The sequence below is a fragment of the Streptomyces sp. NPDC054786 genome (genome assembly GCF_053611685.1).
In genome coordinates this window covers 1-21,415 of sequence record NZ_JBSHAW010000070.1, presented here as the reverse complement: position 1 = coordinate 21,415, position 21,415 = coordinate 1, and the positions used below count along the sequence as shown (strand labels likewise).

The 21,415-nt window shown below is 71.0% G+C and carries 18 protein-coding genes; 10 read left to right on the top strand and 8 right to left on the bottom strand.

Annotated features, from left to right (window positions below):
* Positions 1–313: 313 nt before the first annotated feature.
* Together ACWGI6_RS36345 and ACWGI6_RS36340 are read left to right on the top strand one after the other, a co-directional pair.
* Complete coding sequence (locus tag ACWGI6_RS36345; RefSeq protein ID WP_453271460.1) at positions 314–1,717, top strand: M20/M25/M40 family metallo-hydrolase; 1,404 nt, start codon at positions 314–316, stop codon at positions 1,715–1,717.
* Positions 1,714–3,282, top strand: coding sequence for a YfcC family protein (locus tag ACWGI6_RS36340; protein WP_453271459.1), 1,569 nt, complete (start codon positions 1,714–1,716; stop codon positions 3,280–3,282). The genes ACWGI6_RS36345 and ACWGI6_RS36340 overlap by 4 nt, the downstream gene beginning before the upstream one ends.
* 82 nt (positions 3,283–3,364) lie before the next feature.
* On the opposite strand, the gene aceB is transcribed toward ACWGI6_RS36340, so the two are convergent.
* The 3 genes from aceB to ACWGI6_RS36325 all read right to left on the bottom strand — a co-directional run bounded on the left by aceB (position 3,365) and on the right by ACWGI6_RS36325 (position 6,272).
* Positions 3,365–4,993, bottom strand: coding sequence for a malate synthase A (gene aceB, locus ACWGI6_RS36335; protein WP_453271458.1), 1,629 nt, complete (start codon positions 4,991–4,993; stop codon positions 3,365–3,367).
* Positions 4,994–5,303: 310 nt separating this feature from the next.
* A complete protein-coding gene (locus ACWGI6_RS36330) occupies positions 5,304–5,882 on the bottom strand; it encodes a nucleotidyltransferase family protein (RefSeq protein ID WP_453271469.1) in 579 nt (192 codons plus the stop codon).
* Positions 5,883–6,047: 165 nt separating this feature from the next.
* Positions 6,048–6,272, bottom strand: coding sequence for a hypothetical protein (locus ACWGI6_RS36325; protein ID WP_393908852.1), 225 nt, complete (start codon positions 6,270–6,272; stop codon positions 6,048–6,050).
* 359 nt (positions 6,273–6,631) lie between these two features.
* Here ACWGI6_RS36325 and ACWGI6_RS36320 point away from each other — a divergent pair, with 359 nt between their 5' ends.
* Both ACWGI6_RS36320 and ACWGI6_RS36315 read left to right on the top strand, forming a co-directional pair.
* Entirely contained in the window at positions 6,632–8,479 is a 1,848-nt protein-coding gene (locus tag ACWGI6_RS36320) for a protein kinase domain-containing protein (protein WP_453271457.1), read from the top strand.
* A 198-nt stretch (positions 8,480–8,677) separates the two neighbouring features.
* Positions 8,678–8,968, top strand: a complete 291-nt coding sequence (locus tag ACWGI6_RS36315) for a DUF5955 family protein (protein WP_393908850.1) — start codon at positions 8,678–8,680, stop codon at positions 8,966–8,968.
* Between the two features lie 105 nt (positions 8,969–9,073).
* On the opposite strand, the gene ACWGI6_RS36310 is transcribed toward ACWGI6_RS36315, so the two are convergent.
* Positions 9,074–9,877 (bottom strand): IclR family transcriptional regulator, encoded by an 804-nt coding sequence (locus ACWGI6_RS36310; RefSeq protein ID WP_453271456.1) that lies wholly within the window; start codon positions 9,875–9,877, stop codon positions 9,074–9,076.
* A gap of 268 nt (positions 9,878–10,145) precedes the next feature.
* Here ACWGI6_RS36310 and ACWGI6_RS36305 point away from each other — a divergent pair, with 268 nt between their 5' ends.
* From ACWGI6_RS36305 to alc, 4 genes are all read left to right on the top strand, one after another.
* Positions 10,146–10,940, top strand: a complete 795-nt coding sequence (locus ACWGI6_RS36305) for an aspartate/glutamate racemase family protein (RefSeq protein ID WP_453271455.1) — start codon at positions 10,146–10,148, stop codon at positions 10,938–10,940.
* Positions 10,941–10,983: 43 nt separating this feature from the next.
* The gene (locus ACWGI6_RS36300) at positions 10,984–12,531 is read left to right on the top strand and encodes an NCS1 family nucleobase:cation symporter-1 (RefSeq protein ID WP_453271454.1); all 1,548 of its coding nucleotides are present in this window, start codon (positions 10,984–10,986) and stop codon (positions 12,529–12,531) included.
* Between the two features lie 159 nt (positions 12,532–12,690).
* Entirely contained in the window at positions 12,691–14,034 is a 1,344-nt protein-coding gene (gene allB, locus ACWGI6_RS36295) for an allantoinase AllB (protein WP_453271453.1), read from the top strand.
* Entirely contained in the window at positions 14,031–15,161 is a 1,131-nt protein-coding gene (gene alc / locus ACWGI6_RS36290) for an allantoicase (protein WP_453271452.1), read from the top strand. Before allB ends, alc begins: the two co-directional genes overlap by 4 nt.
* A 333-nt stretch (positions 15,162–15,494) precedes the next feature.
* Here the strand turns inward: alc and ACWGI6_RS36285 are convergent, their stop codons facing one another.
* From ACWGI6_RS36285 to ACWGI6_RS36270, 4 genes are all read right to left on the bottom strand, one after another.
* Positions 15,495–16,175 carry a thiaminase II/PqqC family protein gene (locus ACWGI6_RS36285; protein WP_453271451.1) on the bottom strand — a complete coding sequence of 227 codons (681 nt, stop codon included), beginning with the start codon at positions 16,173–16,175 and terminating at the stop codon, positions 15,495–15,497.
* A 125-nt stretch (positions 16,176–16,300) separates the two neighbouring features.
* Positions 16,301–18,985: a beta-N-acetylglucosaminidase domain-containing protein gene (locus tag ACWGI6_RS36280; RefSeq protein ID WP_453271450.1), complete on the bottom strand. Its 2,685-nt coding sequence runs from the start codon at positions 18,983–18,985 to the stop codon at positions 16,301–16,303.
* 175 nt (positions 18,986–19,160) lie between these two features.
* Positions 19,161–19,352 carry a DUF6126 family protein gene (locus ACWGI6_RS36275; RefSeq protein ID WP_453271449.1) on the bottom strand — a complete coding sequence of 64 codons (192 nt, stop codon included), beginning with the start codon at positions 19,350–19,352 and terminating at the stop codon, positions 19,161–19,163.
* A gap of 34 nt (positions 19,353–19,386) precedes the next feature.
* The gene (locus ACWGI6_RS36270; RefSeq protein WP_453271448.1) at positions 19,387–20,013 is read right to left on the bottom strand and encodes a helix-turn-helix domain-containing protein; all 627 of its coding nucleotides are present in this window, start codon (positions 20,011–20,013) and stop codon (positions 19,387–19,389) included.
* Between the two features lie 103 nt (positions 20,014–20,116).
* On the opposite strand from ACWGI6_RS36270, the gene ACWGI6_RS36265 reads away from it, so the two are divergent.
* Together ACWGI6_RS36265 and ACWGI6_RS36260 are read left to right on the top strand one after the other, a co-directional pair.
* Entirely contained in the window at positions 20,117–20,524 is a 408-nt protein-coding gene (locus tag ACWGI6_RS36265; RefSeq protein WP_453271447.1) for a RidA family protein, read from the top strand.
* Between the two features lie 178 nt (positions 20,525–20,702).
* Complete coding sequence (locus ACWGI6_RS36260) at positions 20,703–21,152, top strand: ribonuclease domain-containing protein (RefSeq protein ID WP_453271446.1); 450 nt, start codon at positions 20,703–20,705, stop codon at positions 21,150–21,152.
* The last annotated feature ends 263 nt before the right edge of the window (positions 21,153–21,415 follow it).

Here is a 21,415-nt window from a genome sequence, read left to right as displayed (position 1 = left end):
GGCGTGGAGTTGGCGCGCGCCCTGGCGGCCACGCCGGATGTGCCGGCCGCGCTGTGGGCGTACGACCGGGCCCGGCGTCCGGCGACCCAGCAGCTGGTGCGTGCGGCGCGGCTGATGAACCGTATGGCGCATGCCCCGGCGGCTGACCGGGCTGCGGAACGCCGCGATGCGGGCCGCGCTCGCGGTGGGCGGCCCGCCGGGCTGAGCGTCGGCGCCCTGCCACTCTTCGTGACGTTATGCCCGATATGCTGCATTGGCCCTGAAAGTGAGTCAATGTGTGCGCACCGACGGCGCCACGGAGAGGGGTCCCGCGGTGAACGAGGAAGCCAACGACCCGCACGCCCACCGCGCCGGCGCGGCTCCCGCCGCTCTGGAGACCACCGTCAATGCGCTGATGGACGGGGTGTGCGCCGACCTCAAGCGGCTCGCCGCCATCCCCTCGATCGCGTTCCCCGGCTTCTCGCCCGAACCGGTCCTTCAGGCCCGCGATCTGCTCGTCGCCCTGCTCCGGGACGCCGGCGTGGCCGACATCGGCGAGCTCAACCTCCCCGACACCGCCCCCGTCATCACCGGCAGCCTCCCGCCGCCCACCCCCGATGCCCCCACCGTCCTCCTCTACGGCCACTACGACGTCCAGCCCCCCGGCGACGAGCGGCTCTGGGACTCCCCGCCCTTCGAGCCCACCGACATCGACGGCGGGATCCGCGCCCGCGGCATCGCCGACGACAAGGCCAACCTGATGGTCCACATCGGCACACTGCGGGCCTACGGAGGCCGCCCGCCGGTCGGTATCAAGATCGTCTTCGAGGGGCAGGAGGAGTACGGCAGCGCCTTCGAGGGCTACCCGCCCACCGAACCCGACCTGTTCGCCTGCGACGCGATGATCATCGCTGACACCGGCAACATCCGCCCCGGCACCCCCACCCTCACCACCGCCCTGCGTGGCGCCGCCGAGGTCTTCGTCGAGGTACGCACCCTCAACGCCGCCGTGCACAGCGGGGAGTACGGCGGCGCCGCCCCCGACGCACTGCTCGTCCTCCTCAAGGCCCTGGCGACCCTGCACGACCTGCACGGCGATGTCGCCGTGGCGGACCTGCGCCGCGAACCGTGGCACGGCACCGACCTCACCGACGACGATTTCCGCGAGCTGGCCGGCATCCCCCACGGCACCCCGCTGCTCGGCTCCGGCGACCTCGGCGAACGGCTGTGGAGCGGCCCCGCCATCACCGTCATCGGCCTGGACGCACCGCCCGTCGACCGCGCCGCCTCCGCCGTCGTCCCCTTCGCCCGCGCCAAGCTCAACCTCCGGGTCCACCCCCGGCAGGACCCCCAGGAGGCGCAGACCGCCCTCGTCCGCCATCTGCAGCGGCTGCGGCCCTTCGGTATCCCGCTCACCGTCACCCCTGGCGAAGTGGGCCCCGGCTACGAAGCCGCCACCGACGGACCCGCCTACCGCGCGGCCCGCACCGCACTGCGCCGCGCCTGGGGGACCGACCCCGTGCACGCCGCGACCGGCGGCTCCATCCCCCTGGTCAACGGCCTGGCGAAGGCCGTACCGGACGCGGAGATCCTGCTCTTCGGTGCCGAGGACAACCTCTGCGGTCTGCACGGCCCCAACGAACGGGTGCTGCTGTCCGAACTCCGCGGCGCGCTGCTCGCCGAGGCGGCCTTCCTGGCCGAGTACGCCGCGACCTACCGTGCCGGGGACGCCCCGTGACGGACCCGCAGCCCGGCGATCCGGCGCCGCCCCCGCAGGAGCCGGCACCCCCCGCCACCGACGGCCCGCCCGGCAGGAACCGCCGCTTCACCTTCCCCAGTGCCCTCACCGTGCTGGTCGTGGTCACCCTCGCGGTCTGGACCGTGGCCTTCTTCATCCCCTCCGGCACCTATGACCGCACCGCCGCCGGCAGCCCGGTCCAGGGCACCTACCACCACCGCCCCTCCGGCCAGAGCTTCCTCGACCGCCTGAGCGACCTCTTCCTCTCCCCGGTCAACGGCCTCTACGGCATCAGGGACGCCAAAACGGGGCAGGTCGGCCCGGATCTGAGCGGTGAACTCTACGGCAGCGCAGGGGTGTTCCTCTTCGTCCTCGCCATCGGCGCCTTCATCACCGTCGTCTTCGCCACCGGTGCCCTCGACCGCGGCATCGGCCGCCTGGCCCACCGCCTCCGCAACCGAGGCGCCCTCCTCATCACGGGCATCATGGCGCTCTTCTCGCTCCTGGGCACCGTCGAGGGCTTCGCGGAGGAGACCCTCGGCTTCTACGGCCTGGTCATCCCGCTGATGCTGGCCCTCGGCTTCGACCGCCTCGTGGCCACCGGCACCATCATCCTCGGCGCCGGCATCGGCGTCCTCTGCTCCACCGTCAACCCCTTCGCCACCGGCGTCGCCTCCTCCGCCGCCGACATCTCCCTGGGCGACGGCATCGCCCTCCGGTTCGTCATGTGGCTGGTCCTCACCGCCGTCACCATCGGCTATGTCATCCGCTACGCCCGCCGCGTACGCGCCGCCCCCGGCCGCTCCCTCTGCGGCTATCTCCCCGGCGACCGTGAACATGCCCAGACGGCGGCGGACGCGGTGGAACCCCCGCCGCTGACGGCCCTGCACAAAACGGTCCTGGTCACCGTCGCCCTGGTCTTCGCCTTCATGATCTTCTCGGTGATTCCCTGGGCCGGCGCCCTCACCGGCAACGCCGAGGCGACCCCCTACTCCTTCGAACTCGGCTGGTCCTTCCCCCAGTTGGCGGCCCTGTTCCTGGTCGCCGCGGTCCTGGTCGGGCTGCTCGCCCGCATGGGCGAGCCCCGGCTCAGCGCCACCTTCGTCCAGGGCGCCGCCGACTTCATCTCACCGGCCCTGGTCATCGTGCTGGCCCGGGGAGTCACCGTCATCATGAACAACGCGAAGGTGACCGACACCGTCCTGCACTCGATCGAGGGCGCGGTCGCCGGCACCCCCGCCGCCCTCTTCGGCATCATGGTCTTCGTCGTCAACCTGCCCCTGGCCTTCCTGATCCCCTCCACCTCCGGCCACGCCACCCTCGCGATGCCGATCCTCGCCCCTCTCGCCGATTTCGCCGGCGTCTCGCGCGCGGTCGTGGTGACGGCCTGGCAGGCCGCCAGCGGCTGGATGAACCTCTGGGTCCCCACCACCGCCGTCATCATGGGAGGCATCTCCCTCGCCAAGGTCGGCTACGACACCTACCTCCGCTTCGTCTGGCCCCTGCTGGCCCTCCTGGCCGTTCTCATCTGCGGCTTCGTGGCGCTGGGCGCGGTCGCCACCTGACCGCGGGAGGTACGGCGAGGGGCCGGTACGTACCGCAGTGCGGCGGTACGTACCGGCCCCTCGGGCGCCACGGGCGAAGGCTTCAGCCCAGCAGCTCGTACGCGGGCAGCGTCAGGAACTCCGCGTAGTCCTCGTCCAGTGCGACCTGGAGCAGCAGGTCATGGGCCTGCTGCCACCTGCCGGAGGTGAAGGCGTCCTCGCCGACCTCGGCCCGGATGGCGGCCAGTTGCTCCGCGGCGACCGCGCGCACCAGATCGGCGGTGGCCTTCTCCCCGTTCTCGAAGACGACCCCGGCGTCGACCCACTGCCAGATCTGGGAGCGGGAGATCTCGGCGGTGGCGGCGTCCTCCATGAGGCCGAAGATGGCGACGGCGCCCAGACCGCGCAGCCAGGCCTCGATGTAGCGGGTGCCGACCTGGACCGCGTCGATCAGGCCCTGGTAGGTGGGCTTGGCGTCGAGGGTGTCGATGGCGATGAGGTCGGCGGCCGACACCGAGACGTCCTCGCGAAGCCGGTCCTTCTGGTGCGGCTTGTCGCCGAGGACCGCGTCGAAGGAGGCGCGGGCGACCGGGACCAGGTCGGGGTGGGCGACCCAGGAGCCGTCGAAGCCGTCGCCGGCCTCACGGTCCTTGTCGTTCTTGACCTTGGCGAGCGCCTTCTCGTTGGCCTCGGGGTCGCGGCGGTTGGGGATGAAGGCCGCCATACCGCCGATCGCGTGCGCACCGCGCTTGTGGCAGGTGCGGACGAGAAGTTCGGTGTAGGCGCGCATGAACGGGGCCGTCATCGTGACCGCGTTGCGGTCCGGGAGGACGAACTTGGCGCCGCCGTCACGGAAGTTCTTGACGATGGAGAAGAGGTAGTCCCAGCGGCCGGCGTTCAGCCCCGAGGCGTGGTCGCGCAGCTCGTAGAGGATCTCCTCCATCTCGTACGCGGCCGTGATGGTCTCGATGAGGACGGTGGCGCGCACGGTGCCCTGGGGGATGCCGACATAGTCCTGGGCGAAGACGAAGATCTCGTTCCAGAGGCGGGCCTCCAGGTGCGACTCGGTCTTCGGCAGGTAGAAGTACGGGCCCTTGCCGAGGTCCAGCAGGCGCTGGGCGTTGTGGAAGAAGTAGAGGCCGAAGTCCACCAGCGCGCCGGGGACCGGCCGGCCCTCGAACTGGAGGTGGCGCTCGTCCAAGTGCCAGCCGCGCGGGCGCATCACGACGGTGGCGAGCTCGTCGGCGGGCTTGAGGGCGTACGACTTGCCGGACGCGGCGTCGGTGAAGTCGATGCGGCGCTCATAGGCGTCGATCATGTTGAGCTGACCGGAGACGACGTTCTCCCAGGTCGGGGCGGAGGCGTCCTCGAAGTCGGCGAGCCAGACCTTGGCACCCGAGTTGAGTGCGTTGATGGTCATCTTGCGGTCGGTGGGGCCGGTGATCTCCACCCGGCGGTCGTTGAGCGCGGCGGGCGCCTCGGCCACCTTCCAGCTGTCGTCCGCGCGGATCTCCGCGGTCTCGGGGAGGAAGTCCAGCGTGCTGGTCCGGGCGATCTCGGCGCGGCGCTCGACGCGGCGGGCGAGCAGCTCGTCGCGGCGCGGGGTGAACCGGCGGTGCAGCTCGGCAACGAAGGCGAGCGCGGCGTCGGTGAGGACCTCGCTCTGCCGTTCGGGGGTGTGAGCGGGGTCGACTTCGGCGATGGCCAGCGGGGACGGCGCTGGTGCGGACATGAGGTGTCACTCCATTCAGCGGCGGTGCCTGGCGGCCTCCGGGACACCGGGCGGCACGGGGTGCCGCGGGCTCCGGGATACGGTCGCGGGCGCCGACTGGGTTCAGGGCGCTTCTGACCAGTGGAGACTAGTTTCCTTATCGCGGAACTTCAATGGTTTGTTGATGTCGAGATTCTCAGAGTCGACAGAAGCGATGATCGAATGGCTCTCGGTGCCACGCCGCTCACTCTCCATTACCGCCCTCCCTGCGCGTACTCCCGTACCGTGCACGGCAGTTGACGGGGCAGGCGGGTATCCGCTCCGGGCGGGGTCACTCCAGGCGGTGGAGATCCTCCGGCGTGTCGATGTCGTACGGCTCGGCGATGTCGGAGCACTCGACGAGGGTGAGGGCGTCCGCATGCTGCCGGAGATAGGCGCGCGCACCACGGTCGCCCTCCGCGGTGGCGGCGATCTCCGGCCAGCGGTCGGCGCCGAAGAGGACCGGATGGCCGCGGCGGCCCTCGTACGCGGCGGAGGCGAGCGAGGTGCCGCCCTCGTACGCCGCCACCACCCGTGCCACCGCCGCGGCGCCGATGCCCGGCTGGTCCACCAGTGACACCACGACCGCATCCGCCCCCGAACCGGCCAGCGCGGCGAGGCCCACCCGGAGCGAGGAGCCCATACCCTGGGCCCAGTCCGGGTTTTCCGAGGTGCCGTACGCCGAGAGATCGGCCCGTTCCCGTACGGAACCGGCGGCCGCCCCCAGCACGATGTGTACGGGGTGGCAGCCGCCGTCCCGTAGTGCCCGTGCGGCGTGCTCGACCAGTGGCCGTCCCCGGTGGTCGAGCAGCGCCTTGGGTCGTCCCCCCAGACGTCGCCCGCCGCCCGCGGCGAGCAGCAGACCGGCCACCCGCCCCTCGGGCCGCCCGGTGTTCCGCGTCCCCTTACGGGTGTCGGGCCGGGCGCGTTGCGGCTGTTCTTGCGGTTCTCTCGGCTGTCTGGGCGTCGTCGGTGCCATGGGGACTGCTTACCTCATGGCGTCCGGCCTCGTGGCCCGCCGGGGGCGGCCCGCCGGTCAGGCGGCGTCACCGGAGGCTCGTGGACGGGGAATGCCCGGCCGGAGCCGCTCGCGCAGGTGAGGCAGACGTTCTTCCACGCGCCGGCGCTCAACGACATAGCGGTGTATGTGCTCCATCGTGATCTCCGATGCATCGGAAAGGCCGTACGCGCGGCAGATGAGTTGCACGACGCTTTCGCGGCGGTGGTTCGAGCCGGTGTCGGGGCCGGAGTGGGACTCCATGACATTCTCCGATCCAGTGATATGCCGGATATTTCCTTGAAAGGGAGAATGCTCCATCGCGCCGCGGCATACGCTTCGGATCGTGCGCGCCCACACCAAAGGGTGGCATGGCGAACAGACGTGCTGGCGCATCATCAGGCCAAGAAGGGGTATCGCACGGCACGGCTTTTTCCGGGCCGCCGTGGACGCCAAATGCCGTCGCGAAACCGGCTCTTCGGACATGCGTGACGTTCGCTCACCTGCGATGTCACGGTGCGGCGCATGGCCGGATAAGGTTCTGCCCCGTTGTGGGCAGTGCGCCTGCCGTGCGGAAACGGCGGCGCCTTTTTTCTGAGTCGGGGGACGTAGTGGTGAACAGCGTGGGCGGAGCCGGAATCTTCCAGCCGCTCGAAGGTGACGATCCGCGGGCGATCGCGGGCTACCGCCTCACGGCGAAGCTCGGCTCCGGGGGCATGGGCAAGGTCTATCTCTCCTACACCCCCGGCGGGCGCCCCGTCGCCATCAAGGTGATCCGCCCCGAGTTCAGCGAGGACGCGGAGTTCCGCCGCCGCTTCAAGCAGGAAGTGCAGTCCGCGCAGCGCGTGCAGGGCCTGTTCACCGCGCCGGTCATCGACAGCGACGCCGAAGGCGCCGGCCCCTGGCTCGCCACCGCCTACGTCCCCGGCCCCTCGCTCGCCGCGGCGGTCGCCGGGCACGGACGGCTCCCGGTCTCCACCGTGCTGCTGCTGGTGGCCGGAATCGCCGAGGCGCTGCAGGTCATCCATGGCGCCGGCATCGTGCACCGCGACCTGAAGCCGTCCAATGTGCTGCTGGCCGCCGACGGCCCGCGCGTCATCGACTTCGGCATCGCACGCGCCGCCGACGCCACCTCCCTCACCAGCAGCGGCGTCACCGTCGGCACCCCCACCTTCATGGCGCCCGAGCAGGCCGCGGGCAGCACCATCAGCTCCGCCACCGATGTCTTCGCGCTCGGCCAGGTCGCGGCGTACGCGGCCATCGGCACCCCGGCGTTCGGTGAGGGCACCTCGCACGGGGTGCTCTACCGCATCGTCCACGAAGAGCCGGATCTGACCGGGCTCCCCGACGATCTGCGGGAGTTGGTGACCCGGTGTCTGGCGAAGGACCCGGCGGACCGGCCGTCCGTCGCCGAAGTGATCGAGCTGTGCGGTGCGGCCTCCGGCCAGACCCAGCTGCGCCGCCCCGAGGAGTGGCTGCCCACCGCCGTCGCCGCCGACATCACCACGCGTGCCGCCGCGCCCGCGCCCGCGCAGACTCCGCCGCCCCCGCTGGAGGCGCCCACCGCGGGTGGTCCGACCCGGCCCGCCCGGCCGCCGGTTCAGCCGGCGCAGCCGCCCGCCCGGCCCGCGGCACCGGTCGCGCCGGTGCCGACCGCGCTGGACCACCCGCAGACGCCGCCGCCCGGGTTCGGCCCGGCGGCCCCTGCGCCGACCGCTGCCGGGCCGGCCGGCGCGGCACCCGCTGCGCCAACGGGCGTCGGTGCGGGCTCCGCCGGCCCGACGGTCACCGGTCCGGCCATCACGGGTGCGGTCCCGCAGCCGCCGAAGAAGAAGCGCAAGGGGCTGATGGCGGCCGTCGCGCTGGTCTGTCTGCTGGCCTTCGCGGGCGCCGGCGGTGGCCTCGTCTACGCCGTGATGAAGGACGACGGCCGGGCGAAGAACGGCCAGGCCGCCGACGACAACAAGACGAAGGACTCCGGGGCTTCGCCGACACCCGCCGGAGACCCGACGGCGAGCCCCGGTGACGACGGGGCGAAGGCCCCGGCCGCCCCGGTGCAGGACCCGTCCCCGGTCGACTACAAGGGCATCAATCTGCCCGACGAGTACCACCTGTCGCTGTCCGACGAGCCGGTCCACCCGACCAACTCCGACAACGACTCGGACGTCGACTTCTCGTACCAGGACAGCACCTACTCGGACGACGAGGTCGACACCGAGACCGGCAAGCTGGTGCTGCTCAACCCCGGCCAGGAGGGCTCGCTCGCCACCTGCCGCAGCGAGACCCGCTTCACCGACACCATCCTGACCAAGCAGCTCACCAAGGGCGCGCAGATGTGCCTGACCACCGACTACGGCCATGTCGCCCTGATCACGTTCAAGGGCTACGCACCGAAGTCGGACCCCAGCAGCTATATGACCGTCGACGTCCGGGTGTGGCGCAACGCGGTGGAGCCCAAGCAGGATTCGTGAACGAGGGGGTGGGAGCGGGGAAAACCAAAGGCGGCGTCAGGCTTTGGCCACAGCGATCGGATCCGTTCGTTGATCCGGTTTTTTCGCTCTCCGTGTGGCGCGATCAGCGCAGAGTGGCGTTAACTGTCCCGCATTGCGGAACGGGCAACGGCTTTGGAGGACGCCGTCGTTGTGGAACAGCTGCAGAGAGACAGACGAGTGACCGGGGTCGAGGGCGACCCACGGGTCCAGGAGCTGCGCGGGGCCGTGGCCCGGCTGCGCCGCCAACTGGCCGTACTTCCAGGGGAATTACCGGATCGGACGGCCGCGGATGACGAGCTGGCCGCGCTGGACGCGATGGTGAGCCACGGGCTGCCGGAGGTGCCCCGGCTGCGCCGATCGCTCCTGTTGATCGCCGGGGCGGTCGGGTCGGTGAGTGCACTGTCGCCCGCGCTGGCGGAGGTGCGTGCGGGGATCGACCGCTTCGGCGACCTGCCGCGCACCCGCTGACCGCGAGCGCGGAGCCGCGACCGGGCCAGGGGTGCGCCGGTGCCCGGAAGGGGCGCCGTACGCCGCCTCCCGGCTCGTGAGGGACCGGCGAGGTCCCGCTGTGCCTTACGCCGGCGTCTGGTTCGCCAGCGCCACCGACAGCTGCGCCGCGACGTCCTGCAGCACCGGCACGATCTTGTCCGTCGAGGCCTCGGTCACGCGCCCGGTCGGGCCGGAGATGGAGATCGCCGCCGAGGTGGGGGAGTTGGGCACCGGCACCGCGAGGCAGCGGACGCCGATCTCCTGCTCGTTGTCGTCGACCGCGTACCCCAGGCGGCGGACATCGGAGAGTGCTTCCAGGAAGCGGTCCGGATCGGTGATGGTCTTCTCGGTTGCGGCGGGCATCCCCGTACGGCCGAGCAGCGCGCGGACCTCTTCGGGGGCATGGTGGGCCAGCAGGGCCTTGCCGACGCCCGTGGAGTGCGGCAGCACGCGTCGGCCGACCTCGGTGAACATCCGGACCGCGTGCCGCGAGGGTACCTGGGCGACATAGACGATCTCGTCGCCGTCGAGCAGTGCCATGTTGGCCGTCTCGCCGGTCTCCTCGACCAGGCGGGCCAGGAAGGGCCGGGCCCACGTACCCAGCAGCCGCGAGGAGCTCTCGCCGAGCCGGATCAGGCGGGGGCCGAGCGCATAGCGGCGGTTGGGCTGCTGCCGGACATAGCCGCAGGCGACGAGGGTGCGCATCAGGCGGTGGATGGTGGGCAGCGGCAGCCCGCTGGTTCCGGAGAGTTCGCTCAGGCCGACCTCGCCACCGGCGTCGGCCATCCGCTCCAGCAGGTCGAAGGCGCGCTCGAGGGACTGGACGCCGCCGCCGGTGCCGGCGGGCTTGGCATCGGCGGCGGAGGTGCTGGCGCTGGACGGCGGCACGTCGCGTTCCTTTCGGGGCGGGGCGGATCGGTCTCGGCCGGGGCTTGCGGGCGCCGGGCCCGACCGGAGCAGCCTACCGGTCCCCCTACGTTGACACACGGTCTCTCGCACACTCGTTCCCGCCGGTCAGGCCCGCTTTGTCCCACGGTGTGAGCCGTCCGGCAACCTCCTAGCCGCGATCCCTTGACGGTGCCAGTGGCCATAGCTACGTTCTGCTGCGCGAAACCTACTGTCCATTCTATGGAATCCTCCAAATCGTTGGAGCGTCATGCGCATTCTCGTCATGAATCCGAACACCACGGCTTCCATGACCGCCTCGATCCGCGCCACCGCCACCGCGGCCGCCGCCCCGGGCACCGAGATCATCGCCACCGAACCCCTGTGGGGGCCGGAGTCGATCGAGGGCCACTTCGAGGGCTATCTCAGCGCCGCGGCCGTCCTGGACCGGCTCGCCGGCCTCGATATGCCCTTCGATGCGCTGGTCATGGCCGGATTCGGTGAGCCGGGCCGGGAGGGCGCCCAGGAGCTGCTGGACGTCCCCGTCCTGGACATCACCGAGAGCGCCGCCCAGATGGCGATGATGCTCGGTCACGCCTACGGCATCGTCACCACTCTCGACCGCTCCGTACCGCAGATCGAGGACCGGCTGCTGACCGCCGGGCTGCTTCAGCGCTGTGCCGCGGTCCGCGGCACCGGGCTCGGCGTCCTGGAGCTGGAGCAGGACGTGGACCGGACCGTCGAGGTGATCATCGAGACCGCCCGCGAGGTCGTCCGGGCCGGCGCCGAGGCGATCTGCCTGGGCTGCGGCGGGATGGCCGGGCTCCAGGAGAAGGTCGCCGCGGCACTCGGGGTGCCCGTGGTGGACGGCGTCGCCGCTGCGGTGAAGTTCGCGGAGGCGGTCGTCGGCCTCGGGCTGACCACCAGTACAGGACGCAGCTTCGCCCCGCCCCGCCCCAAGGTCATCGGCTCCTGGCCGCTGAGCGCCCATCTGCGGCCGTCCCCGGGGCGCGCTCACGACTCACCGCGTTACACAGAATTTTCCGCACAGACATCAGGCATCTGACAACTAAGCCCCTAAGCTCCACCCAACCTGCATGGGAGGACACGTGACAACACCCCCGAAGCCCCCGCAGCCGGACCCGCGCCTTTTCAACGAGGACCTCGCACCGGCCCCCGAGCGCAAATGGGGCACGTACAGCATCTTCGCGCTGTGGATGTCCGACACCCACGCGATCAGCAACTACGCCTTCGCCGCCAGCCTGTTCGTGCTCGGTCTGCCCGCCTGGGAGGTGTTCGTGGCGCTGCTGGCCGGCATCACGATCGTCTACTGGCTGATGAACCGCATGGGGCACGCCGGGCACCGGACCGGCGTCCCCTACCCGGTGCTCGCCCGCGCCAGCTGGGGCGTCTACGGGGCCAATATCCCCGCCCTGCTGCGCGCGATCATGGCCGTGGCCTGGTACGGCATCCAGACCTGGCTGGCCTCGACCGCCGTGGTCCTGCTGACGCTGCAGCTCGCGCCGGGCCTGGACGCCTATGACCACAACTCGGTGCTGGGCCTGTCCACCCTGGGCTGGATCGCATTCCTGGTGATGTGGGCGCTGCAGGCCGTCCTGCTGACCCGCGGGATGGAGTTCATCCGTAAGGTCCAGGACTTCGCGACCGGTCCGGTGGTCTGGCTCGTCGTCCTCGCGCTCGCGGTGTATCTGGTCGTCAAGGCCGGCGGCGACATCTCGCTGACCCGCAGCCTCACCGGCCTCAGCGGCTCCGCGCAGGTCGAGCAGAGCCTGATCGCGGTCAGCCTGACCGTCGCCACCTTCCTGACGCTGGTCCTCAACTACGCCGACTTCGCCCGCTTCACGCCCGACCACCGCTCCTACCGGCGTGGCAATCTGATCGGGCTGCCGGTGAACTTCACGGCCTTCGCCGTGGTCGCCGTCCTCGTCACCGCGGGCACGATCTCGGTCTTCGGTGAGGCGATCTACGACCCGGTGAAGGTGATCCAGAAGATCGACAATCCGGTGGTCACCGTCATCGGTGCGCTGGCCTTCATCGTCGCCACCATCGGCATCAATGTCGTCGCCAACTTCGTCTCGCCCGCCTACGACTTCGCCAACCTCGCGCCGAAGCATCTGAACTTCAAGCGCGGCGGCATGATCACCGCGGTGCTGGCGATCGTCGTCATGCCCTGGAAGCTGTACTCCTCCGCGCTGGTGATCCAGTACTTCCTGGGGGCGCTCGGCGCCTTCCTCGGTCCCCTGGTGGCGATTCTGCTCGTCGACTACTACCTGGTGCGCCGCGGCCGGATCGACGTCGATGCGCTGTTCTCGGCCGATGCCCAGGGCGCGTACTTCTACCGCAGGGGCTACAACCCGAAGGCCGTGGCCGCCTTCCTGCCGGCCGCCGCGGTCTGCGCCTCGCTCGCCCTGGTCCCGGCCTTCGACGTGGTCGCGCAGTTCTCCTGGATCTTCGGCATGGGGCTCGCCGGTGCGTTCTACGCCCTGCTCTCCCGCCGCGAGCGAGCCGCGGCGGGCACCGTCCCGCTCCCGGAAGAGATCATCCCGTCGCAGGTCAGTGCCGCTGCGGCGGAGGAGCCGGCGACGTCGCAGGGGACCGGGCCGCTCGCTCCGCCGGTGCCCGCCAAGGGGTCTTGACGGGCCGCGGTCCGGCGTGAAGACTCATTCAACAGACTGTTGAATTTCGCAGTCGTTCCTGCGTGCCTTCCGTGCCCCGGACGCCACGGCCTCCCTCGGCGGCCGTGCACCCCGCACGCCGTCACGCCACGATGAAGACAGATACGAGGAGGGGACCGGGTGTCCGAAACAGAGCTGGTGCTGCGCTCCACACGCGTCGTCACCCCGCAGGGGACGCGCGCCGCGTCCGTCGTCGTCAAGGACGGCAAGATCGCCGCGGTGCTGTCGCACGACGCCGAGGCTCCGGCCGGGGCCCGGGTCCGGGACTTCGGTGACGACGTCCTGCTGCCCGGCCTCGTCGACACCCACGTCCACGTCAACGACCCCGGCCGCACCGAGTGGGAGGGCTTCTGGACCGCCACCCGCGCGGCCGCGGCCGGCGGTATCACCACCCTCGTGGACATGCCGCTCAACAGCCTCCCGCCCACCACGACCACCGCCCACCTCGACACCAAGCGCGAGGTGGCCCGCAGCAAGGCCCATATCGACGTCGGCTTCTGGGGCGGCGCCATCCCCGGCAACGTCAAGGATCTGCGTCCGCTGCACGACGCCGGCGTCTTCGGCTTCAAATGCTTTCTCTCGCCCTCCGGTGTGGACGAGTTCCCCGAGCTCGACCAGGAGCAACTGGCCGCCGCGCTGGGGGAGATCGCCGGATTCGACGGCCTGCTGATCGTGCACGCCGAGGACCCGGGCCATCTGGGCGCCGCACCCGAGCCGCACGGCCCCAAGTACGCCGACTTCCTCGCCTCCCGCCCGCGCATCTCCGAGAACGACGCCATCGCCGGGCTGATCGTGCTCGCCCAGCGGCTCGACGCGCGGGTACACGTCCTGCATCTGTCCTCCAGCGACGCGCTCCCGCTGATCGCCGCCGCCAAGCGCGAGGGCGTCAAGATCACCGTCGAGTCCTGCCCGCACTTCCTGACCCTGACCGCCGAGGAAATCCCGGACGGCGCAACGGAGTTCAAGTGCTGCCCGCCGATCCGTGAGGCCGCCAACCAGGACGCGCTGTGGGAGGGACTGGCCGACGGCACCATCGACTGCATCGTCTCCGACCACTCGCCCTCCACCGCCGACCTCAAGACCGCCGACTTCGGCGCGGCCTGGGGCGGCATCTCCTCCCTCCAGCTCGGCCTGCCCGCGATCTGGACCGAGGCGCGCGAGCGCGGTCACACCCTCGATGACGTCGTGCGCTGGATGGCCACCGCACCGGCGGCGCTGGCCGGCCTCGGCCACAAGGGAGCCATCGAGCCCGGCCGGGACGCGGACTTCGCCGTCCTCGCCCCCGAGGAGACCTTCACCGTCGACCCGCAGGCCCTCCAGCACCGCAACAAGATCACCGCGTACGCCGGCAAGACCCTGCACGGCGTCGTACGGTCCACCTGGCTGCGCGGCCGGCAGATCAACGACGGCGCCACCCTCGCCGAACCCACCGGCGAGCTGCTCGAACGGCCGCACCGCGCATGACCGCCACCGGCCTTCCCCGCTACACCGGCGACGCGGGCCCGTACGCCGGCGGCGACCCCTACGCCGACTACCGCACCCCCGGCCCCGACGGCTTCCCCTTCACCCACCTCCCCGATCTCGCCGACCGGCGGCTGGGCGCCGGTGTGCTCGCCGCCAACGATGAGTTCTTCGCCGAGCGGGAGAACCTCCTCAGGCCCGAGCCCGCCCACTTCGACCCCGAGGCCTTCGGCCACAAGGGCAAGATCATGGACGGCTGGGAGACCCGCCGACGGCGCGGCAGCGACGCCGCGCACCCGTTCCCGGCGGACGAGGACCACGACTGGGCGCTGATCCGGCTCGGCGCGCCCGGCGTGATCCACGGCATCATCGTCGACACCGCCCACTTCCGCGGCAACTACCCGCAGTCCGTCAGCGTCGAGGGGACCTGCGTCGAGGGCTCCCCGTCGCCGGCCGAACTCCTCGCCGCCGACGTGCCCTGGACGACCCTCGTCCCGCGCACCGCCATCGGCGGGCACGCCGCCAACGGCTTCGCCGTCGACACCACCCGCCGCTTCACCCATCTGCGCCTCAACCAGCACCCCGACGGTGGCGTGGCTCGCCTCCGCGTCCACGGTGAGGTCGTCCCCGCGCCCGGCTGGCTGGCCGCGCTGGGCACCTTCGACGTCGTCGCGCTGGAGAACGGCGGCCGGGTCGAGGACGCCTCGGACCGCTTCTACTCCTCGCCCACCCACACCATCCAGCCCGGCCGCTCACGCAAGATGGACGACGGCTGGGAGACCCGGCGCCGCCGCGGCACCGGCCACGACTGGGTCCGCTACCGCCTCACCGAGCAGTCCGTGATCCGTGCCGTGGAGATCGACACCGGCTACCTCAAGGGAAACTCCGCAGGCTGGGCAGCACTGCTCGGACGCGACGGAGAGCACGGTGACTGGGTCGAACTGCTGCCCCGCACCCGCCTGCAGCCCGACACCGTCCACCGCTTCCTGCCGGCCGGCGCACCACCCGCCACCCATGTCCGGATCGACATCTTTCCGGACGGCGGCATAGCCCGGCTGCGTCTGCACGGCTCACTCACCGAGGAGGGCGCGCGCCGGCTCGGCGCCCGCCACGACGAGCTGGACGGCTGACAGCGGAAACCGGCCGGTGGCACTGACGGATGGTCAGGGCCACCGGCCGCGGACTCCTCAAACCCCCACCCCGCCCACGACGGTGCGCTCCTGGCCGGTGAACCCGCCCGTCAGCAACGGAAGCGCCTCCGCAATCGCGGCCTCTCCGCCTCCGGCCGCAGCAGCGCGGCGTCATGCTGCTCCCTGGACTCCCATCGCTCGTTCACCCGGATCATGTCCGGGTCGATGGAGGGCGGCACACTGACGGACGAGAGCGGGACGCAGGCACTGGTGCTGGCCGATGAGCCGGCCACCAGCTGCTATCTGCCCGAGCGCTCCGGCCGCAAGTCCGGATCACTCGGCGACGGAGTTCCAGAACATGAGCTCATACGCCTGGAGGAGGCGGCCGTAGCGGTGCGCCGTGGACGGCTCCGCCTGGCCGGTGTCGAGGCCGTGCTGCACCGCCGCGTGTGCCTTCTCGTCGACGGCCGGGGCCGGCTCGGCGAAGAAGCCGAAGAACCCACAAGCCTCCTCGGGGAAGGCGTAGTGGTCACGCATCGCGGCCTCGATGACCGCGCAACAGCCGCCCCACGCCGCGAAGTTGGCGGTCAGTGCGATCGCCACATCGGCCGGCTCGCCGCCGAGGGCGAGCCGCGCCGCATACGAGGGGTACGCCTGGCAGCCGGGGCGCGGCTGGTACTCCGTGATCTCCCGCTCGCTCAGCTCACATGCGTCCGACAGCCCGGCCAGCTGCTTCAGGGCCAGCGCCTCGCCCCGGGCCAGCAGATCGAAGAAGTCGGCCACGGGCGGGTCGCCGTCCGCCCGTCGCGCCAGATGCTGGAAGCTGAGCCGGTCGGCGCTGATCACGTGGTGCTGTTCGAGGGCGAAGGTGGCGAACACGGAGCGCGGCGCCGCACCCGCCTCGATCCGCGAGACCAGCCGGTTGGCGTCGGTGTCCGGGGCGAGTACACGCAGCGCGTCATCGAGCACGGCGGCCGCGTTCGGACGAGGGGCATCGGGCGCAGGTCGGGCCATGGGTGGTCTCCTCCGGGGCGAGGGCGGCGGCCAGAGCCTCAGAGTAGGACGCACGGAGGAGACCGAGGGCCCGATGACGCGGGCCCGTCAGGAAATGGCGGTTCCCTTCAGCCCCTCGGCCCCCCTCAGCGCAGAACCACCTCATTGACCTCGGGCGCCGCTGCCGCGTCCCGCCAGGCCAGGCGCACGGCCCCGATCGCGCCGCCGCCCGCGGCGAGCCGCGTATAGGCCCCGGACAGCGTGCCGAGCGTGCGCCAGGCACCGCCCGTACGGACCTCGACCCTCGCCGCCCCGGCGGGTGCGCCCTGCGGCCGCAGGACGATGACGGACCGTGCCGTGCGGGGCGCGTCGGGGGAGAACTCCAGCGCCTCACCGGACTGCGCCGCCCGCGCCGCGTGATAGACGGTCGCCGGGTCACCGTCCCCCGCCGACCGCAGCGCGCTGCCCGCCGCCGCGGGCGGACCGCCGGTCACCGTCGCCGCATCCGCGCCGGCCACCGCGAACTCCCGTACCACCAGCCAGTTGTCCTGCGCCTGAGTGGCCCGCGCCCGGACGTACCGGGCCCTGGCGCCGGCCGGGGGCTCGACGCGGACCTCGGCCTTCCCGTCGAACGCGGCCAACTGCTGCCAGTTCTTGTGGTCCGACGAATACTCCAGGACGCCGTGCCGCAGATAGTCGTCCGGGCTGCCGCTCTTGCCCATCGCCAGCCGGACGGTGCCCAACGGACGCTCCGCATGCAGATCCAGCTCCACGAAAGAGCCGGCCTTGGGCCCGGCGCTGCTCCAGAAGTAGGTGGCGTCATCACCATCGGCCATCCGGGAGACCGCGTTGTCCTGGTAGACCGACAGATCCGTCGTCCCCTTCGGACGGCCGACGACGCCCAGCGCCTCGTCATGCGCGGCCACCGCGTCCTCGACGAACGTGTCCAGCACCCCGTCCGCCACCAGTACCGGAACCCTCTTCCCCGACATGTCGACATACACGAACGACGTGGCGGTCTTCACCAACTCCGGGATCCGCTGCCGCAGTTGCCAGGCCTTCGCGCCGTCGCCCGCCTTCGTCGCCTCGATCAGCTGAAGGGCGGTACGTGCCGCGACGCCCCAGGCATGGGTCGCGTCCAGCCAGGGTCCGCTGTCCTTGACGAAACCCCGGTCGGCGAGCCGGTCACGCAGCACCGCCGGCGCGTCCTGCAGGTTCCGCAGCACCCCGTCCAGCCGTCGGGCATCCCCGTCCTTGCCGAACTCCGCGATGGCTGCGGCCAGTTCGGGTGCCTGCTTCGGATTGAGCGACGAGGCGTAATGGGCATCGGCGAAGGCCCGCAGCGCCCGTGCCGTACGGGCGTCGCCACCGGCCAGTTCCTCGATCGCCGCGCCCCATGAGGCACGGGCGTCATACGCGGAGTCGTTCCACGCGTAGTCGGCCACCGTGTACAGCGCGAGCTTGGACGCGGCAGGCTGGATCATCGGGTTCGCGGTGATCCCCGCCAGCTGCTCCGGCAGCCCCTTCTCCCGGCCGTTGAACGGCCCCAGCAGCAGCCGGTTGGTCACATAGTCGTTGACCGGGTAGTTGTCCCAGGTCAGGATCCGGTGCCCGAACACCTCCCGGGCCTGCCGCGCCTGGGCGACACTCATCGTCGGCGCGATCACCCCCACGCCCGTCCACTCGACCAGCACATTCTTGTCCAGCTGGGTGGCCAGTGCCTGTTTGTACGGCGACAGCTTCACGTCGTAGTACTCGGTAGGCACCATCTGCAGCGGCTCGGCGTCCGGATGCTTGGCGATGAACTCCTGTTGGACGCGATTGAGCAGATGGGCCTGCGCCGCCCCCGCCGCCCCGCCGCCGGTCCCGAACGCGTCCTTGTCCGCCGCGCAGTTCCAGTTCGTGTAACTGATGTCGTCCAACGGCACCGCGAAGGTCCGCACACCGATGTCCCACAGCGTCTGGAACTTGGCGGTCAGCGCCTGGAGATCCGCGTCGGAGCTGTAGCAGACGGACAGCCCCGGGGAGAGCGCATAGGTGAACTCCACATGCCGCTCGTGCGCCCGGTCCACCAGCTCCTTGAGGTGTGCGAGCTGATCCGCGGGGTACGGGTCACGCCACTTCTCCCGCAGATAGGGGTCGTCCTTCGGCGAGTACACATAGATGTTCATCTTGTGCTCGCCGTAGAAGTCGAGCTGGTCGAGCCGGGCCTCGTGCGACCACGGGGTTCCGTAGAAGCCCTCGATGACACCGCGCAACGGGGTGGCCGGCCAGTCCCGTACGGCGGTGCCCCGCACCTGGGCGCCCGGCCGCTCCCGGTGGGGCAGCAGCTGCCGCAGCGACTGCGCGGCGTAATACGTACCGGTGGCGTCCTTGCCGGACAGTGCGATCCGGCCGTCGCCGACGGCCAGCGCATAGCCCTCGGCGGGCAGCTGGTCGCTGCCCCGCGCCCCCATGTCCTGCAACGCCCGCGCCGCGCCCGCACCGTCCACATACACCGCCAACTGCCCGCCCGGCGCCCGCCCGGCCCGTACGACCCGGTCCGCACCGGCGTCCTTGAGCGACTTCTCGACGACGGCCAGTGCCGGGGCATCGGTGTCCGGCCCGGCGACGACGGTCACGGAGGGGGTGATGGTGACCCGGTCGGACCGGCTTCGGACGGAACGGGGCGTGGGGGAGACGGCACGGGAACCGGCAACTCCGGGTCTGTCCCCGGGACCGTCGTGCCCCGCTTTCCCGCCGCCGCCCGGCGGCCCCGCCATGCCCGTCAGGGGGAGCACGGCCAAGGCCATGGCCAACGCGGTGGCCGCCGCGGTACGCGTACGGTGCATCCTTCGGTCCTCCTCGGTGCAGCGAGGTGCAGGGACGAGAGTCGTGCGAGCCTTCGCGCCAGCAGGCTTCACCTGCCCGCCGCACCGGGGCAATGGACTTTCGCACCGAAGAGATGGACGTTGCCGAGCCGAGGGCCCTCCGCAGCGGTACGGCAGGGACCGGCCCGGCGCAGCGTCACCGCGTCTTGGCGACGATCACCAGGAAGCTCAGGAACGCCAACAGCACATGGGTCGCCACGACATAGATGAACACCCGCACATACAGCCCGCGCGGTGGCTTGTCCTCCTTGTACGTCCGGGCGGCGGACCTCGCCGCGGGCAGCGGCTCCGACGCGGGTGGAGTGGCAGGAGTGATCTGTTCAGGCACGACGTACGGTCCTTTCAAGAACGGCGCCCAGGGCTCACAGCCCGCGGCGCCTCGCGTCGTCGCCGAGGCACAGCTCGGCGGCCCCGCTCTGCAGCAGCGTGTGGACGAACAACAGCTCCGTCCCGCCCGGTGCGGCGGCGGCGATACGGTGAGGGGTCAGCGAGTCGAAGTGCGCAGCGTCCCCCGGGTCCAGCACATGCACCGCCGCGCCGAGCGTCAGCCGCAGCCGCCCGTCCAGGACGTACAGCCACTCCTCGCCCGGATGCACCCGCACCAGATCGCCCTGCGCCCGTTGTGGCACATGGACCCGCAGCGCCTGCATCGCCCGCCCGGCGCCGCCCACGGTCCAGTACGTCCAGCCGCCGGCCTCCGACGGCTCCGTACGGTCCGCGCGCATGATCGGGTCCCGCTCCGGCGCGGTCTCGCCGAGCAGGTCGGATACCGTGGTGCCGTAGGTACGGGCCAGCGCCAGCAGCATCGGCAAGGACGGCTGCCGCTGATTGGTCTCCAGCCGCGACAGATGCGCGGGCGAGAGTCCCACCAGCCGGGCCGCCGTCTCCAGCGTGAGACCACTGCGTCTGCGCAGGTCACGAAGGCGCGGTGCGACGGTGGACAAGTCCTCAGGCGGAGCGCCGGCGGGCTCGTCGGGGAACTCGGTCATATCCCCGGTATAACGACCCTTCGCCTCTCGGGCAAAAGATTTGCCTGAGAGGCAAAAAGAGATGTCTTCGGCGGGCGGCCGGCGGTTGCGGGAGAATGCCGGGGTGATCGAAGGCATCCACACCGAGAACGCCCCGTTCGTACGCTTCCCCGACGGCACGGAGCCGCCCTTGTCGCAGGCCATCAGGTCCGGTGACCTGGTCTTCACGTCAGGGCAGGGGCCACTTGACCCTGCTACGCACGAGATTCCGGCCGACTTCGCGGCTCAGGTGCAGCAGGTTCTGAGCAACCTTGTCGCGGTCCTCGTCGCGGCGGGCAGCAGCAAGGACCTGATCATCAAGTGCACCTGCTACCTCAGCGACAGGAGGGACTTCGCCACGTTCAACCGCGTGTACCGGGAGTTCTTCGCGGACTGTTCGCCGGTACCCGCCAGGACCACGGTCGTCACGCAACTCGTGCGTGACGGCGTGCTCGTCGAGATCGACGGCGTTGCCGCCGTCGCCAGGACCTGACACGGGCAGGCACACCGATCAGCCGTCTTCACCGCCGCAGGGTGTCTTGTCGGCGGTGATGGCTGACGCGTGATCGTGCCCGGTGGCGGCGTCCGATGGGCTGAAGGTGTGAACTCCTGGAAAACTTCCGCCCGTTGGGATTGACAGGATCATGTCTACGCGCGTCATTCTGGTGGGCATGAGAATCCCCCCACGGATCACCAGGATCGGCGCCGCCGGCGCCCTCGCTTCGGCCCTTCTCATCGGCGGGACCACGGTCGCCGCCACACCTGCCGTCGCCACGACCCACCCGGCCACCTCGTACGCCGCGACGGCGCACGTCACGTCCGTGCACGTCAAGGACGTCGGCAACGTCTGTTACTCCAAGCTGCCTTCGCAGGCCCACGACACCCTCGATCTGATCGCGAAGGGCGGGCCCTACCCGTACCCGAAGGACGGGACGGTCTTCGACAACCGGGAGGGCATCCTCCCGTCCCAGAGCTCGGACTACTACCACGAGTTCACCGTCGTCACGCCGGGCTCGCCCGACCGCGGTGCCCGACGCATCGTGGCCGGCGAAAAGAAGGACGAGGACTACTACACCGCCGACCACTACAAGACGTTCGATCTCGTCGACCGCAACTGCTGAAGCCGATAGTTCGCGACGGGTTGCGCGGCAGTCGGCTCGAGATGCCGTCGGGTTGAGAGTCCGTCGGGTGGAGAGTCCGGCGGGTTGACGGAACGACGACGGGCCGAACGACGACGGGCCGAACGACGACGGGCCGAGACGCCGCCCGCACGAGGAGCAACAGAGCGGCACGGCAACGAAACAGGAGAGCAACGGGGGCGGCGGGCCTGGTCAGAGCCCGCCGCCCCCATCCCGCGGCGGCCGGGGTGCACATGCACCCCGGC